Annotated in this window: 15 protein-coding genes; 4 read left to right on the plus strand and 11 right to left on the minus strand. The window is 62.8% G+C overall.

Annotation, left to right across the window (positions count from 1 at the left end; translation table 11 throughout):
• Nucleotides 1-171 precede the first annotated feature (171 nt).
• From NKI46_RS09735 to trmFO, 3 genes are all read left to right on the plus strand, one after another.
• A complete protein-coding gene (locus tag NKI46_RS09735) occupies nt 172-312 on the plus strand; it encodes a DUF1127 domain-containing protein (protein ID WP_006335194.1) in 141 nt (46 codons plus the stop codon).
• A gap of 51 nt (nt 313-363) precedes the next feature.
• Entirely contained in the window at nt 364-507 is a 144-nt protein-coding gene (locus tag NKI46_RS09740) for a DUF1127 domain-containing protein (RefSeq protein ID WP_023667673.1), read from the plus strand.
• Nucleotides 508-998: 491 nt separating this feature from the next.
• Nucleotides 999-2,411, plus strand: coding sequence for a methylenetetrahydrofolate--tRNA-(uracil(54)-C(5))-methyltransferase (FADH(2)-oxidizing) TrmFO (gene trmFO, locus NKI46_RS09745; protein WP_352745969.1), 1,413 nt, complete (start codon nt 999-1,001; stop codon nt 2,409-2,411).
• A 36-nt stretch (nt 2,412-2,447) separates the two neighbouring features.
• On the opposite strand, the gene NKI46_RS09750 is transcribed toward trmFO, so the two are convergent.
• The 5 genes from NKI46_RS09750 to yajC all read right to left on the minus strand — a co-directional run bounded on the left by NKI46_RS09750 (nt 2,448) and on the right by yajC (nt 7,861).
• Nucleotides 2,448-3,266 carry a phytoene/squalene synthase family protein gene (locus NKI46_RS09750; protein WP_023733694.1) on the minus strand — a complete coding sequence of 273 codons (819 nt, stop codon included), beginning with the start codon at nt 3,264-3,266 and terminating at the stop codon, nt 2,448-2,450.
• Between the two features lie 25 nt (nt 3,267-3,291).
• Nucleotides 3,292-3,681 (minus strand): Mth938-like domain-containing protein, encoded by a 390-nt coding sequence (locus NKI46_RS09755; protein ID WP_023705997.1) that lies wholly within the window; start codon nt 3,679-3,681, stop codon nt 3,292-3,294.
• An 11-nt stretch (nt 3,682-3,692) separates the two neighbouring features.
• Entirely contained in the window at nt 3,693-6,245 is a 2,553-nt protein-coding gene (gene secDF, locus NKI46_RS09760) for a protein translocase subunit SecDF (RefSeq protein ID WP_023705998.1), read from the minus strand.
• Nucleotides 6,246-6,463: 218 nt separating this feature from the next.
• Entirely contained in the window at nt 6,464-7,459 is a 996-nt protein-coding gene (locus tag NKI46_RS09765; RefSeq protein WP_352514099.1) for a SecDF P1 head subdomain-containing protein, read from the minus strand.
• 54 nt (nt 7,460-7,513) lie between these two features.
• Nucleotides 7,514-7,861, minus strand: coding sequence for a preprotein translocase subunit YajC (gene yajC / locus NKI46_RS09770; protein WP_023741503.1), 348 nt, complete (start codon nt 7,859-7,861; stop codon nt 7,514-7,516).
• Between the two features lie 271 nt (nt 7,862-8,132).
• Here yajC and NKI46_RS09775 point away from each other — a divergent pair, with 271 nt between their 5' ends.
• Entirely contained in the window at nt 8,133-9,008 is an 876-nt protein-coding gene (locus NKI46_RS09775) for an ATP-binding protein (protein WP_023691111.1), read from the plus strand.
• A 100-nt stretch (nt 9,009-9,108) separates the two neighbouring features.
• Here NKI46_RS09775 and NKI46_RS09780 read toward each other — a convergent pair whose 3' ends face one another.
• From NKI46_RS09780 to tatB, 6 genes are all read right to left on the minus strand, one after another.
• Nucleotides 9,109-10,608 (minus strand): peptidoglycan DD-metalloendopeptidase family protein, encoded by a 1,500-nt coding sequence (locus NKI46_RS09780; protein ID WP_023691110.1) that lies wholly within the window; start codon nt 10,606-10,608, stop codon nt 9,109-9,111.
• Nucleotides 10,609-10,930: 322 nt separating this feature from the next.
• Nucleotides 10,931-11,584 carry a protein-L-isoaspartate(D-aspartate) O-methyltransferase gene (locus NKI46_RS09785; RefSeq protein WP_023667683.1) on the minus strand — a complete coding sequence of 218 codons (654 nt, stop codon included), beginning with the start codon at nt 11,582-11,584 and terminating at the stop codon, nt 10,931-10,933.
• Nucleotides 11,585-11,610: 26 nt separating this feature from the next.
• Complete coding sequence (gene surE, locus NKI46_RS09790; protein WP_023710683.1) at nt 11,611-12,372, minus strand: 5'/3'-nucleotidase SurE; 762 nt, start codon at nt 12,370-12,372, stop codon at nt 11,611-11,613.
• The gene (serS, locus tag NKI46_RS09795; RefSeq protein ID WP_023667685.1) at nt 12,372-13,676 is read right to left on the minus strand and encodes a serine--tRNA ligase; all 1,305 of its coding nucleotides are present in this window, start codon (nt 13,674-13,676) and stop codon (nt 12,372-12,374) included. Before serS ends, surE begins: the two co-directional genes overlap by 1 nt.
• Nucleotides 13,677-13,785: 109 nt before the next feature.
• Nucleotides 13,786-14,661, minus strand: coding sequence for a twin-arginine translocase subunit TatC (tatC, locus tag NKI46_RS09800; RefSeq protein WP_023688219.1), 876 nt, complete (start codon nt 14,659-14,661; stop codon nt 13,786-13,788).
• Complete coding sequence (gene tatB, locus NKI46_RS09805; RefSeq protein WP_352745974.1) at nt 14,658-15,398, minus strand: Sec-independent protein translocase protein TatB; 741 nt, start codon at nt 15,396-15,398, stop codon at nt 14,658-14,660. The genes tatC and tatB overlap by 4 nt, the downstream gene beginning before the upstream one ends.
• Between the last annotated feature and the right edge of the window lie 80 nt (nt 15,399-15,478).

Here is a 15,478-nt window from a genome sequence, read left to right on the forward strand (position 1 = left end):
TTTTCCGATTCGGGTTTCTTCATGACGAAGCCGTGAACGCGCGTTGATGGTGCATTGCACAATTTGCATTGCTGCCATGCGCCAACAGCACTTTTAAATCGATATTACCCAGCCTATTTACTGTTCGTACACAAACGGAATGATCCGAAGAAAGACGAAACGAGCACTACCATGAACCTGATCCGCAACTACCGCAACTGGCGCCGCTACCGGGACACCGTCTCCGAGCTGAGCCGCCTGTCGAACCGTGAACTGACCGACCTCGGCATCAGCCGCAGCGACATCCACTACGTCGCCCGCAAGGCGGTCTAATCCTCTTCGGATCGCAAATGATCCGAACCAGTTTTGAAAAAGAGAACGACAATGAACCTGATCCGCAACTATCGTAACTGGCGCGTTTACCGCGACACCGTTACCGAGCTGGGTCGCCTTTCGAACCGTCAGCTCCATGATCTCGGCATCGTCCGCGACGAGATCAAGATCATCGCCCGCAGGGCGACGATCTAACCAGAATTTCGCCAGGGTCGACCTCCTCCCCGACCCTGACGGATACGGTCAGCCTTCACCTCCTCCCGAGGGTTGACCACCAAAACGGCGCCCGCCGCACCTCCTCCCGCGGCGGGCGCTGTTTCCAAAGCGAACGCAGTTCGTCTCCAAAGTGAACGCAGGTCGTCTTCCAGGGATTTCGCCTCCCTCGATCCGGCGAAAAGAATTTCGTCAAAGCCGACCTCCTCCCCGGCGATGACGAATACGGCCGATCCCCACCTCCTCCCGAGGATCGGACCCAAAAACGACACCCGCCGCACCTCCTCCCGCGGCGGGTGTTGTTGTTTTTGGGCAGGCTTTTCAATTGCGCATGCAGTCGATCGAGGCGCTTTACGCCGCCATCAGAGCGTCGCCGCGGACATAAGAAAGTCGAGCTCCGTCGTTGCACGACAATGACCCACGCTCGCACCGGCCAATTGCAAACGGCGCGCCAAGCGATTATTCCGGCGCTCATGAGCAAAAATCCTATCCACATCGTCGGCGGCGGCCTCGCCGGCTCCGAAGCCGCATGGCAGGCAGCACAAGCCGGCGTTCCCGTCATTTTGCATGAGATGCGCCCAGTGCGCGGCACCGATGCGCACAAGACCGATGGGCTGGCCGAACTCGTCTGTTCCAATTCCTTCCGCTCCGACGATGCCGAGAACAATGCCGTCGGCCTGCTGCATACCGAAATGCGACTGGCCGGCTCGCTGATCATGAGCGCCGGCGACGCCAACCAGGTGCCGGCCGGCGGCGCGCTGGCCGTCGATCGCGACGGCTTCTCCGACGCGGTGACGAAAAGGCTCGAAACGCACCCGCTGATCACCATCGAGCGGGAGGAAGTGCCGGGCTTGCCGCCGGCGGAATGGGACCAGGCGATCATCGCCACCGGCCCGTTGACCGCGCCGTCGCTCGCCCAGTCGATCGCCGAGGCAACCGGCGCCGACGCGCTGGCCTTCTTCGACGCCATCGCCCCGATCATCCATTTCGACACGATCGACATGGACATTTGCTGGTTCCAGTCGCGCTACGACAAGGTTGGGCCCGGCGGCACCGGCAAGGACTACATCAATTGCCCGATGGACAAGGACCAGTATCTCGCCTTCGTACAGGCGCTGGTCGACGGCCAGAAGACCGAATTCAAGCAGTGGGAAGGCACGCCCTATTTCGACGGCTGCCTGCCGATCGAAATCATGGCCGAGCGCGGCGTCGAGACGCTGCGCTACGGGCCGATGAAGCCGATGGGGCTGACCAATGCCCACAATCCGACGGTAAAAGCCTATGCCGTGGTGCAGCTGCGCCAGGACAATGCGCTGGGAACGCTCTACAACATGGTCGGTTTCCAGACCAAGCTGAAGCATGCCGAGCAGGTGCGCGTCTTCCGCACCATTCCGGGCCTGGAAAACGCCGAGTTCGCCCGTCTCGGCGGCCTGCACCGCAACACCTACATCAATTCGCCGACCTTGCTCGACGCCTCGCTGCAGCTGAAGTCGCGGCCGGGCCTGCGCTTTGCCGGCCAGATCACCGGCTGCGAGGGCTATGTCGAGAGCGCGGCGATCGGCCTGCTCGCCGGCCGCTTCGCCGCCGCCGAGCGGCTCGGCCACGCGCCATCGCTGCCACCGCTCACCACCGCCTTCGGCGCCTTGCTCAACCACATCACCGGCGGCCACATCGTTTCCGACGACGAGCCGGGCAAACGCTCGTTCCAGCCGATGAACGTCAATTTCGGCCTGTTCCCGCCGGTGGAAGCACCGAAGACCGAAGGCAAACGCCTGCGCGGCAAGGACAAGACGGTGGCCAAGCGCCACGCGATCACCTCACGCGCGCGGGCAGATTGTCGGGAGTGGCTAGGGCTGCCGGCGCAAACATCGGAAGCTGCTGAATAGCCAAGTCTCAGAGTCCTAACGCGATTGACGTTTACGTCAACTCGCTGGCCAACCCCGCGTTGCGCGCCTGAGCAACAGCCAATGCCGGCGCAGAGCCGAAAGCCGGGCTGCGCCACCAAGCGGCGAGCGGCCATTGGCCATCTTGCCGAGATAGGCGCTGGTCAGCGCCAGCGGCAGGAACGCCGGACGCAGCGTTTCCGGAAGTGCGGACGCCCCTTGCTCGAAAGCGCGGAGATGCTCCTGCGCCAATGCAATCATCGCAGCCACCGCGCGCTGAGCGCCGGGGCCGTCGTCGCCGCCGACGAACTCTTCCGGCGATGAGCCTACCGCGGCAAGGATATCCGCCGGCACGAAGCATTGCCCGCGCCGGCGATGCAGCGGCAACAGCAGCAACAGGCCGGTCATCGCCTGGGCGCAGCCGGCCCTGCCCGCCAGTTCGGCAAAGGGCGGCGCCTGATTGGGATCGAGCACCATCGCCGCCAGCTGGATCAGCGCGGCCGCCGTCTCGCCGCAATATCCCTCGAGATCGGTGCGCGACGGCATCGGATCGTCATAGAGGTCGAAGATGCGGGCCTCGAGCATGTTGTCGAAGGCAGTTTTGGGCAGGCCATGGGCAGAAATCGTCGCCTTCAGCGCATCGGCGAGCGGGTTGCCTGTGGCTGCGGCTTCAGCAGCGATGACATCGCGCCACCATTGCAGCCTCACTTCGCCCGGCAATGCCTCGTGGATGCGGTCTCGGACAGACGCAATCTCGGCATTGAAGGCGTAAAGCGAAAACAGCGCCGCGCGCTTGTTGGCCGGTGCATAGAGTGCGCTGACATAGCGGTCATGGTCGCCGGCGCGCACCGTCTCCATGACGATGTCAGCTGTATCGGTCACGTCAGTCGACGGCGATCAGCGCCGCGGCCACGGCGCGGTCTTCGGCAAGCAGCACATTGTAGGTCCGCACCGCTGCCCCCGTCGACATCGGGTCGGAGCCAATGCCAGCCGCCTTCAGCGCCGCCCGAAGTGCTGCCGGCAAGGGCCGCAAATCCTTGCCTGTGCCGACCAGCAGGATCTCGACCTTGCCGGCCTCGGCCAGCAGCAGGTCGAAATCCGCCGCCGTCAGGGCCAGCGGATCGGCCGGCTCCCAGCCATGGATGCCGGAGGGCAGGCAAAGAAGCGAGCCGCGATGCGACATGTCGGCGAAGCGAAAGCCGCCATTGCCGTAGGCTTCGATCGGCGCCCGTCCGGGGAAATGCGCCTCGCGGATGACGATACCTTTTGCCACCAGCGCAGCCGTCAGGTCGCCATGGCCTTGCCGCCACCAACCGGCTTCTCCTCATCGGCGCTCGCTCCCTGCGGCCTGAGCCTGAACAGGATCAGCAAGGGCGCTGCGATGAAGATCGACGAATAGGTACCGAAGACGACGCCGAACAGCATCGCCATGGTGAACGAGCGGATCACCTCGCCGCCGAACAACACCAGGGCCAGCAGCGCCAGGATGGTCGTCACCGAAGTCAGCGTCGTTCTCGACAGAGTCTCGTTGATGGCGTTGTTCAACAATTGCGGGAGCGGCATTCGTTTGTATTTTCGCAAATCTTCTCGAACACGGTCATAGACGACGATCGTGTCGTTGAGTGAATAGCCGATAATGGTCAGGATCGCCGCCAGCGAAGACTGGTTGAATTCGAGCCCGGTGATGACGAAGAAGCCCAGCGTCATCACCACATCGTGCACCGTCGCCACGATCGCGCCGACCGCGAACTGCCATTCGAAGCGGAACCAGACATAGACCAGGATGCCGATCAGCGCGATGATCATGGCGATCGTGCCTTGCTTGGCCAACTCGCCCGAAACGGTGGGACCCACCACCTCGACGCGGCGGAAATCGTAATTGTCCTGGAGCTCGCCGCGCACCTTGTCGATGACGGTCTGCTCGGCGTTCTCGCCGCCATCCTGGGTGCCGACGCGGATCAGCACGTCGTTCGGCGCGCCGAATTGCTGGACCTGCACTTCACCGATGTTTAGCTCCGACAGCCGGCTTCTGATATCGCCAATATCGGCGTCGCCTTGCTTGGACTGCACCTCGATGATCGAGCCGCCCTTGAAGTCGATGCCGTAATTGATGTCGACGGTCATGAACAGCACGACCGAGAGGACAGACAGCAGGCTGGACAGTGCGAAGGTCCAGCGGCGGATGCCCATGAACGGGATTTTCGTGCCGGCCGGAACGAAGGTCACCGGCGCACGCGGCAATTCCTTCGGACGCGCGCGGCGCAGCCAGATCGACACCAGCAGACGGGTGAAGGTGAAGGCGGTGAAGACCGTGGTCAAGATGCCGATGGCATAGGTGATGGCGAAGCCCTTGACCGGTCCGGTGCCGAGATAGAACAGCACGACCGTGGCAATCAGCGACGTCACGTTGGAATCCACGATGGTCGCCAACGCCTTGGTGAAGCCGGTGTCGATCGACTGGATGACCGAACGGCCGGCCCGTCGCTCCTCGCGGATGCGCTCATAGATCAGCACGTTGGAATCGACCGCCATGCCGATGGTCAGCACGATACCGGCAATGCCGGGCAAGGTCAGCGTCGCGCCAAGCAGCGACAAAACCCCGACGATCATCGCCACGTGCACGGCGAGCGCAATGTTGGCGAGGAAGCCGAGAAGTCCGTACGCGACGAACATGAATGCGACGACGAGAATGGAGCCGATGATGCCGGCGACCTTGCCGGCATGGATCGAATCCTGGCCGAGGCCCGGGCCCACCGTGCGTTCTTCGATCACGGTCAGCTTTGCCGGCAACGCACCGGCGCGCAGCAGCACGGCGAGGTCGTTGGCGCTTTCGGCGGTGAAATTGCCTGAAATCTGGCCGCTGCCGCCGAGGATCGGTTCGCGGATCACCGGCGCCGAAATCACCTGATTGTCGAGGATGATGGCGAACGGCTTGCCGACATTCTGCTGGGTCGCCTGGCCGAACCGTGTCGCACCGCGCGAGTTGAAGACGAACGAAACCACTGGCTCGTTGTTTCGGGAATCATAAGTTGCGGTGGCCTTGGCAAGATCCTCGCCGGACACGATGACGCGATTTTCCACCAGATACGGAACCGGCGGATCGTCCTGCGAATAAAGCACCGAGGAGCCTGCCGGCGGGCGGCCGTTCAGCGCATCCTGCACCGACATCGAGGTATCGACCATCTGGAAGGTCATCTTGGCGGTCTGGCCGATGATCTCCTTCAGCCTTTGCGGATCCTGCAGGCCCGGCACCTGGACGAGCACACGGTCGTCGCCCTGCCGCTGCACGATCGGCTCGGTGGTGCCGAGTTCGTTGACGCGACGCTCGACGACTTCGATCGACTGCGCCAATGCGGCTGAGGTGCGGTATTTGATGCCGGCGTCGGTGACGGTGAATTTGAGCAGCCCGGCTTCGGAATCATCCAGGGACATTTCCTGGATGGAGCCACCGGTGAACAGGCCGGCGGCGACCGGATCGGTCAGCGGCTTAAGCGCCGCCTTGGCGGCATCGATCTGGGTTGGATCGGTGATGCGCACTTGTACCGTCCTGCCGGTGCCGCCAAGGCCGGTATAGCCCACCTTGGCATCGCGCAGCAGCGTGCGGATCTCGTCGCGCGTCGTTTCCAGCTGCGCCTTGACGAGATCATTCTGGTCCATCTGCAAGAGGATGTGCGAACCGCCCTGCAGATCGAGACCAAGCGTCATCTGCCGCTTCGGCACCCAGTTGGGCAATTGCGCCAATGTGCTGGCCGGGAAGAGATTTGGCGCGGCAAGGATGAATGTGACGGCCACGGCGATCCAGATCAGGATCATCTTCAGGCGCGAAAAATACAGCATATGGCGTTGTCCGTCAGGGCGTACTGGCGGATCGTTCCGCCGACAATTCGGTTATTTCTTGGCGTTCTTATTTGCCACCGGCTCGCCCTTAACCCGCACTTCGCCGATTGTCGAGCGCGCTGAGGTCAATTTGGCGCTGCCGCCGGCAGCGGTTTCGGCGTCAATCGCCTCTGTCGGTTCCCATTCTAATTCTGATCACCGCCGGGCGCTATCATGCGCTACTCGACTATTTTCAATTGTGCAGGCATCGGTCCGGAACGCAAAAGCAAGGCCAGATCATCGGCGTTCTCCTTGGTGAGGTTGCCCGATATCTGGCCGCGGCCGTTAAGAATTGGCTCGCGGACGACTGGCACCGAAAGCACTTGGTTGTCGAGGATCATCGCAAATAGCTTGCCGACATTCTGCGAGGTCGCCTGCGCAACGCGTGCCGTTGCCCTGGAATCGAAGGTGAACGAAACCGCCGGCTCATTTGTGACGGAGTTGGGAGTCGCCTGAGCATTGACAATGTCGTCACTGGATACGATCGTCCGGCTCTCAACCAGATAGGGAACCGGTGGATCGTCCTTCGAATAAACCACCACCGAGCCAGCGGGCGTCCGGCCATTGATCGCATCAGCGACCGGCATCGACTCATCAACCCACTGAAAGGTCAGCATTCCGGTTCGGGTGAGAATTCTCCTCAGCCTTTGCAAATCCGCAACGCCCGAGGTCCGGACCAGCATACCGTCTTCGCCCTCTGGCTGAACTACTGTGTCGGCAACACCAAGATCACGCAGGCGATTCTTAATGACCACGATCGACTGCGCAAGCGCGATCGAAATCCGATACTTGATGCCTGTGTCTGTTACCGTGAACTTGAGCAACGCTGCTCCGGTATCATCCAGGATCATTTCCTGGACCGGACCAGCGCTGCCAAGGACAGGATCAGTCACCGCCTTCAATGCCATCTTGGCCGCGCCGACCTGAGCGGCGTCGGTGATGTGCACCTGAACGGCCCGACCCGACTTAGCAAGAGCAGTATAGCCGATCCTTGCATCGCGCAGCAGCGTCCTGATTTCGTCACGCGTCGCCTCCAACCGGCGATCGATCACATCGGTCGCGTCCAATCGAAGCAGCACGTCCGGGCCGGCAGCGTGAAGACTGGGCGCGTCGACGAGCATTGTGGCGATAGCAAGCCAGATCAGGATCATTTTCAGGCGCGAAAAATGGACCATACGCCGTCTTTTGTCAGAGCTCTGCCCGCGGATCGCTCCGCTTGGGAAACTGGCTTACTTCTTGGCGTTCTGGTTGGCCACCGGCTCGCCCTTGACCCGCACGTCGGCGATCGTCGAGCGCAGCGCCGTCACCTTGGTGCCGCCGCCAAGGTCGATCTCGAGTTCGTGGTCGTCGATCACCTTGGTCACCTTGCCGACGAAGCCGCCGCCGGTGATGACCGTGTCGCCACGGCGCACGGCCGAGATCATCTCCTGGCGCTTCTTCAACTGGGCGCGCTGCGGCCGGATGATGAGGAAATACATGATCACGAAGATCAGAACGAACGGGAGTATCATGCCGATATCCCCGAACGGACCAAGCGGAGTTCCGGTAGCTTGGGCGTATGCCGGTGTGACGAACATCAAGAACTCCTGGTTACGAAGAAGGCCGTAGGGCGGCCTCGCCAAATTTGGCCGGAATATAGTGGGTAAAGTTACCAATGCAACTGCGCGGCCGGGCTTTCAGCTGCTTTTCCGGCCGGTTGACCCGTGTTAGAGCATGCTCCCGGAATACGGGCGTGGTTTTCGCAAAAGATCATGCCCAAACAAAAGCTTGGAACCAGTTTCTATCTCGCCCGGATCAAGACGATTTCGGCCCCTACGCACGTTCGTGCGGAAACATAAAAGACGAGACATGACCGACAGCACCATCGAGGCCCTGAACCAAAAGCTCGACCGCCTGATCGAGGCGGTCACCCGCCTCGCTCCGCCGCCAGTGCCGCAGACCGATCTTGCCGTGGCCGATTGCTTTGTTTGGCAGGCCGATCCCGGCTATCTCGAGCCGGTGCGCAAGGTCAACCGCGTCGACATCGGCCTGATCCGCGGCGTCGACCGCGTGCGCGACATTCTGGTCGACAACACGGAACGCTTCGCCGCCGGCCATGCCGCCAACAATGTGTTGTTGTGGGGCGCGCGCGGCATGGGCAAATCCTCCCTGGTCAAGGCCGTGCATGCGCAGATCAACGCCAGGGCAAAATCCGACCCGCCGCTCAAGCTGATCGAGATCCATCGCGAGGATATCGACACGCTGCCCAGGCTGATGGGCCTGCTGAAGGCGGCGCCGTTTCGCTTCATCCTGTTTTGCGACGACCTCTCCTTCGACCATGACGACACCTCCTACAAGTCGCTTAAGGCAGCCCTTGAAGGCGGCGTCGAGGGCCGCCCGGCCAACGTCATCTTCTACGCCACGTCGAACCGCCGGCACCTGTTGCCGCGCGACATGATCGACAATGAGCGCTCGACCGCCATCAACCCGTCCGAGGCGGTCGAGGAAAAGGTTTCACTGTCCGATCGTTTCGGCCTGTGGCTCGGCTTCCACAAGTGCTCGCAGGACGAATATCTCGACATGGTCAACAGCTATGCCAGCCATCACGGGCTTACCATCGACCCGGAGCAGCTGCGCGCCGACGCCCTGGAATGGGCAACGACACGCGGCAGCCGCTCGGGCCGCGTCGCATGGCAGTTCACCCAGGATCTGGCCGGCCGGCTCGGCAAGCCGCTGAACGACTGATTGATTTGCGTCAGGTCACTGAAAAAGCCCGCCCCTTGCGGAGCGGGCTGAGCCGGCGGGCCGGACTGGAGGTCAGACGGCCTGCAAAACGTTTATTGTTCTATTCGAGATAACCAGAGGGGTCGACCGGGGCCGAGTTCTTGCGCACTTCGAAGTGCAGTTTCGGCGAGTCGGTGGTCCCGCTCATGCCCGACAGCGCGATCTCCTGGCCGCGCTTGACCTTCTGGCCGCGCTGCACCTCGATCGAACTGGCGTGGCCATAGACGGTGACCAGCCCGTTTTCGTGGCGCACCAGCACCGTATTGCCGAATTCCTTGAGGCCGTCGCCGGCATAGATGACCACGCCGTTCTCGGCCGCCTTGACCGGCGTCCCCTCAGGCACGGCGATGTCGACGCCATCCTTGCCGCCACCAAAATTGGAGATGACGCGGCCACGCACCGGCCAACGCATCTTGCCGATGCCGGTGGCATCGGGCGCAACAGCATCGTCGTCCTCGGCCTGCTGGATAACCTTGGCGTCCTTCTTCGGCGGCGTGTAGGTGGCGAGTGTCTCCGTCGGCTTTGCCGCCGGTTGGGTGGTCGCGGTCGTCACCGGATCAACTTTGGCCGGCTTGGCGCTGGCGACCGTTGCGGTGCCACCTGCCGGAACCTTCAGCGTCTGGCCGATCTTGAGCAGGCCGTCCTGCATGCCGTTCGCCTGCTTCAGCGCCACGACGCCAACGCCGGTCTTCCTGGCGATGGAGGACATGGTGTCGCCCGACTGGACCGTGTAGGTGCCCGCGCCGGCCTTTGGCGCGGCCGAGGCCGTCTGCGCCGGCTTGTCGGTCTTCGGCTTGTTCGCTGCCGAAGCGTCAACCTGCGCGGCGGACTTGCCGTCCTTGAGTTTCGGCTGCTGCGGCAGTACGGCGACCTTCTCCGGCGCCGGCGCCTTGGGGCTGTTTGCCGGCTTGCCGTCGGCAAGTTTCGGCTCTGTCCCCTTGCTTGAATAGGCATAGGCCGGGATGACCAGTTTCTGACCGGTCTTCAGCCCCTTGGTAGCGCTCAAGCCGTTGACCTTCATGATCACGTCGGCGGGCACATGATAGCGATGAGCGATGCCGGAAATGGTCTCGCCGTCGCTGACCACGATCTCGGTCGCATGCGGCGTACCAGCCGCAACTGGTTTCGGATCGGAGTCACCGGCATTCTTGAACGGCCTCGCCGGCTGGACGGTGCCGGTAGTCGTTCTGTCGACATGCGGTGCCGGTGCAAGCGCCGGCGCGGAAGCGGTGCGCATCGGAGCAGCTTTGGGCGCGCTCGGCGGCGGCAGCTGCTGGACGGTGACCGGCTCCAGGCTGGAGCGGCTGACCGACTGGTTATGGCTGCCATCGACAGGTGCCGCAGCGATCGGCTCGGCCGCCACGTCGCCCGGATAGGGCTGAGCGGTGCTCTGCTTGTCGATGATGGCGCGCTGATTGTTGGTCGAGGAGGTGAAGACGTCGTCGACACCATTGAACCGCGAGACTTGGGAGCTACACCCCGCCGCCATTCCGGCAAGCATGAGGACAGCGCAGCCCCGCGACAGAGTACGCCCGTTTGCCTTCAAAACACTGAATTGCATCGCACTAACCCGCACAGACCCGGTACACACTGGTCATGATTAAAGCGCGTTAATGTTACTGGCGGGTTAACCCCATAGAATCAGACGCAAATTTTCTTAAAACATTTTCGAATGCGCCGAAGCTGCGTTGATTCAGATCGGCCCGAGTCGAAAATGACAGGTTCTGAGAACCGGCCTACGCCGGCCGTAGCCTTCATAGAGCGGAGGCATTTATGACGGCTTCGGCCGGCGAAGGCCGGAGCGGAGCGTACTCAAACACGTGAGCATCGGATGCGCAGGAACCTGCCATTTGCAGGCCGGCCTCACCTGGATTTCAGTGCACCTAAATAACCGCCGCAACGCTGCGCAGGATCGGCTGCAGGCGCACGGTGCCGATATCCTCGCGCTCGAAGCGGCTGCCGACCTTGGTCAGCTTGGCCAGCACCTGCTCGCCCTCCTCCGGCCCGATCGGGGCAATGACGATGCCGCCGCTCGACAATTGGTCGAGCAGGAAGCGCGGCAGGCTGTCGAAAGCCGCCCAGGCTACGATGCGGTCGAACGGCGCTTCGTTGGCAAGGCCGTTGGAACCATCGGCCTGGCGCACGATGACATTGCCGATGCCGAGCGCCTCGAAGCGTTGCCTGGCCTGCTCGGCCAGCGTCTTGTAGCGGTCGACGCTGACGATGCGAGCCGCGAGCCGCGACATCACCGCTGCCGTGTAGCCCGAGCCGGTGCCGATCTCGAGCACCCGGTTGCCGGGCTCTATTGCCAGGGCCGCAATCACCGCCGCCTGCAGATCGGCGCCCTCGATCGCCTCGCCGCATTCGATCGGCAGCATGCCGTCCGACCAGGCGATGGAATGGAACTGGCCGTTGAGGAAGCCGCGCCGCGGCGTCGCCTCGAAGGCTGCGATCAGCGCCTTCGGCACCGCGCCTTGGCCGCGCAGGCGCAGCAGGAACGCGGCAAAACCCTCGCGATCGTCGAGCGGCAAGTTCATGCCAGAACCTTCTTCATGCGAACACCTTATTCAGACAGCGCCTTGGTCAGTTGGTCACGGATTTCATGCGCAGTGAGGTCAAGCTGCAGCGGCGTCACCGACACCAGCCGGTTGCGCAGAGCATGGAGATCGGTGCCCTGCTTGCCCTCGACCGGCTCGCGGCCGAAGCGCAGCCAGTAATAAGGCAGGCCGCGCCCGTCGCGGCGCTCGTCGACCCACAGGCTGTGCACCAGCTTGCCTTGCGACGTCACGACGGTGCCGGCGACCTCGTCAGGCAGGCAGTTGGGAAAGTTGACGTTGAGCAGCACGCCGTCCGGCAGCGGCATGGCGACGAGCTTTTTCAGCAGCGCCGGCGCCAGCGCTTCGGTGGTCTCGTAGGGAACGACGCGGTCCTCGCCGACATAGGAATAACCCTGGCTGAGTGCGATCGAGCGGATGCCGAGCAGCGCGCCTTCCATGGCGCCGGCGACGGTGCCGGAATAGGTGACGTCGTCGGCGATGTTGGCGCCGGAATTGACACCGGACAGGATCAGGTCCGGCGCGCCAGGCAGGATCTTCTTGACGCCCATGATGACGCAGTCGGTCGGCGTGCCGCGCACGGCGTAGTGTTTCTCGCCGATCTTGCGCAGCCGGAGCGGCTCCGAGATCGACAGCGAATGCGCGTAGCCGGACTGGTCCTGCTCCGGCGCCACCACCCAGACATCGTCCGACAGCGTGCGGGCGATGCGTTCGAGCGACGCCAGGCCCTCGGCATGGATGCCGTCATCATTGGTCAGAAGAATGCGCATTACTTCGATTCGATCTTCGCCAGACCGCCCATATAAGGCCGCAGCACTTCAGGAATGGTTACGCTGCCATCCTCATTCTGGTAGTTTTCGATGACGGCAATCAGCGCACGGCCGACAGCGGTGCCCGAACCGTTCAGCGTGTGCACAAAGCGGTTGCCCTTGCCATCCCGGTCCTTGTAGCGGGCATCCATGCGCCTGGCCTGGAAGTCGCCGCAGACCGAGCAGGACGAGATTTCGCGATAGGCGTTCTGGCCGGGCAGCCAGACCTCGATGTCGTAGGTCTTGCGCGCGCCAAACCCCATGTCGCCCGTGCACAGGACCATGGTGCGGAACGGCAGCTCCAGTCGCTTCAGCACCTCTTCCGCGCACTGCGTCATCCGCTCGTGCTCGGCGAGCGAAGACTCCTGGTCGGTGACCGAGACCAGCTCGACCTTGTAGAACTGGTGCTGGCGCAACATGCCGCGCGTGTCGCGGCCGGCGGAGCCCGCTTCCGAGCGGAAGCACGGCGTCAGCGCCGTATAGCGCAGCGGCAGCTTTTCATGGGCCGTGATTTCTTCGCGCACCAGGTTGGTGAGCGGGACCTCGGCGGTTGGAATCAACCCGAGCCGGCCATCGCCATGCTGCACGAAGAACAGGTCGTCCTCGAATTTCGGCAGCTGGTTGGTCCCGAAAAGCACTTCGTCGCGCACCATCAGTGGCGGGATGACTTCTTCATAGCCATGCTCGGTCGTGTGCAGATCGAGCATGAACTGGCCGATGGCGCGCTCCATCCGCGCCAGCCCGCTCTTCAGCACGGTGAAGCGTGATCCCGACAGCTTTGCCGCCCGCTCGAAATCCATCATGCCGAGCGCTTCGCCGATCTCGAAATGCTCCTTCACCCAGTTCGGCCGGGTCGGCACCTCGCCGACGATATGCTTGACGACATTGTCGTGCTCGTCCTTGCCGACCGGCACGTCGTCGAGCGGCACATTCGGCAGCACCGCCAGCGCATCGTTCAGCGTCTTGTCGAGCTCGCGCTCGCGCGCCTCGCCATTCTGGATGAAGGTCTTGATATCGCCGACTTCGGCCTTGAGCTTTTCGGCAAGTGCCGTGTCGCCCGAACGCATGGCGTTGCCGATCTCCTTCGAGGCGGCGTTGCGGCGTTCCTGCTTGGTCTGCAGCTCGGTGACGTGCTCGCGCCGCGCTTCGTCCTTCTTGATCAGCTCATCGACCGTGGACTGCGCCTCGTCAGCCGACCACGAGCGCTTGGCCAGCGCCTCGACAAGGGCCTTCGGGTTGTCGCGAATCCATTTGATATCAAGCATGGTTGGTCGTCCTCGAGCTAAGGCCTGAGGGCGTAAACCGCATCCTTCATCGATGCAAGATGGCGGCTGTCGCGTTTTTCCGCTAACGCGGATACCCGAACGCGACAGCCTATGAAGGAGCCTGCTTTGAGGACGCGTCCGCCGCCTTTTCGGCCACGGCTTCGGCGGCTTCCTGCTTCTCGCGCGCCAGCTTCTGCTTGACCTGATCGCGCTCGATCAGCCGGGCCGCCCAGATCGACACCTCGTAGAGCAGGATGGTCGGGATGGCCAAACCGATCTGGCTCATCGGATCAGGCGGCGTCAGCACCGCCGCGACGACGAAGGCGATGACGATCGCCCATTTGCGCTTCTCGGCCAGCGCCTTCGACGACAGCATGCCGACGCGCGTCATCAGGCTGGTCACCACCGGCAGCTGGAACACCAGGCCGAAGGAGAAGATCAGCGTCATGATCAGGCTGAGATATTCCGACACTTTCGGCAGCAGCGAAATCTGCACCTGGTCGTCGGTGCCGGCCTGCTGCATGGCGAGGAAGAACCACATCACCATCGGCGTGAAGAAGAAATAGACCAGCGACGCTCCCATCAGGAACAGGATCGGCGATGCGATCAGGAACGGCAGGAAGGCGTTGCGTTCGTTCTTGTAGAGGCCTGGCGCGATGAATTTGTAGATCTGCGTGGCGATCAGCGGAAAGGCGATGACCATGCCGCCGAACATGGCGAGCTTGACTTGGGTGAAGAAGAATTCCTGCGGCGCCGTATAGATCAGCTCGACCTTGTGCGGATCGAGCCCGGCCCACTGCGTGGCCCATTTGAACGGAACGACCAAAAGATTGAACAGCTTCTTGGCAAAGAAGAAGCAGACGAGGAAGGCGACGAAGAAACCGCCGATCGACCAGATCAGCCGCCGGCGCAGTTCGATCAGATGCTCCATCAGCGGAGCCGACGACTTCTCGATCTCGTCCTTTTCGCTGTCCGTAATGCTCACTTGGCGGCCCCCGCCGTCTTCTTGGACGCGGGCTTCGTGGCCGGCGCAGGCTTCGGCTCCGCCTTTGTGACTGCCTTCGGTGCAGCAGCCGGCTTGGTGGCGGCTTTTCCGGGTGCAGCCTTGGCGGGCGCCGCTGACGGCTTGGCCGCAACCTTCGCCGCAGGCGCCGGCTTTGCCGGTGCTGCCTTGGCTGCCGCTGTTTTGGTTGCCGGGGCCTTTGATATCGCAGCCCCCTTGGCGCGCGCGTTTCGTGGCGCTGCTGTTGCTGCAGCCGGTGTCACCACCGCCTGATCGGTCATCGCCGGAAGGATCGGCGCCGCCGGCGCTGTCTCCGGTCCGTTGACACCCGGCATCACCGTCGCGCCGTTCTTGAGCGGCTCGGCCGCCTGTGGTGTTTCTGCCGCGGGCGTTGCGGGATCGACGGCGGGCTTCGGCTTCATCACCGCATCGACGCCGGAGCGAACCTCTGCTGCCGCCTGTTCGAACGGATTGAGCTGCTTGCGGATCTCGGCCGCCGGATTGAGGCCGCGCAGCGTATCGACCGACTTCTTGACGTCGTCGAGCTCGGCTTCCTTCAGCGCCTCGTTGAACTGCTTCTGGAAGTCGGAGGCCATGGCACGCAGCTTCGCCGTCGTGCGGCCGAAGGTGCGCAGCATATTGGGCAAATCCTTGGGTCCGACGACCACGATCATGACGATCGCGATCACCAGCATTTCGGTCCAGCCGACTTCAAACATGGCAATCAGTTCCGACTAGTGCTTGTCGCCCAAAAGTGCGAAGCGGTTTGGGGCAACGACTTGCAAAAGCAACAAACCTT

The organism is Mesorhizobium sp. M0615 (assembly GCF_040320805.1).
Classification (GTDB): domain Bacteria; phylum Pseudomonadota; class Alphaproteobacteria; order Rhizobiales; family Rhizobiaceae; genus Mesorhizobium.

Coding starts and splice junctions, on each gene's coding strand:
- NKI46_RS09735 (WP_006335194.1), top strand. CDS start 172: ATGAACCTGATCCGCAACTACCGCAACTGGCGCCGCTACCGGGACACC.
- NKI46_RS09740 (WP_023667673.1), top strand. CDS start 364: ATGAACCTGATCCGCAACTATCGTAACTGGCGCGTTTACCGCGACACC.
- trmFO (WP_352745969.1), top strand. CDS start 999: ATGAGCAAAAATCCTATCCACATCGTCGGCGGCGGCCTCGCCGGCTCC.
- NKI46_RS09750 (WP_023733694.1), bottom strand. CDS start 3,266: ATGGAGACGGTGCGCGCCGGCGACCATGACCGCTATGTCAGCGCACTC.
- secDF (WP_023705998.1), bottom strand. CDS start 6,245: ATGCTGTATTTTTCGCGCCTGAAGATGATCCTGATCTGGATCGCCGTG.
- NKI46_RS09765 (WP_352514099.1), bottom strand. CDS start 7,459: ATGGTCCATTTTTCGCGCCTGAAAATGATCCTGATCTGGCTTGCTATC.
- yajC (WP_023741503.1), bottom strand. CDS start 7,861: ATGTTCGTCACACCGGCATACGCCCAAGCTACCGGAACTCCGCTTGGT.
- NKI46_RS09775 (WP_023691111.1), top strand. CDS start 8,133: ATGACCGACAGCACCATCGAGGCCCTGAACCAAAAGCTCGACCGCCTG.
- NKI46_RS09780 (WP_023691110.1), bottom strand. CDS start 10,608: ATGCAATTCAGTGTTTTGAAGGCAAACGGGCGTACTCTGTCGCGGGGC.
- NKI46_RS09785 (WP_023667683.1), bottom strand. CDS start 11,584: ATGAACTTGCCGCTCGACGATCGCGAGGGTTTTGCCGCGTTCCTGCTG.
- surE (WP_023710683.1), bottom strand. CDS start 12,372: ATGCGCATTCTTCTGACCAATGATGACGGCATCCATGCCGAGGGCCTG.
- serS (WP_023667685.1), bottom strand. CDS start 13,676: ATGCTTGATATCAAATGGATTCGCGACAACCCGAAGGCCCTTGTCGAG.
- tatB (WP_352745974.1), bottom strand. CDS start 15,398: ATGTTTGAAGTCGGCTGGACCGAAATGCTGGTGATCGCGATCGTCATG.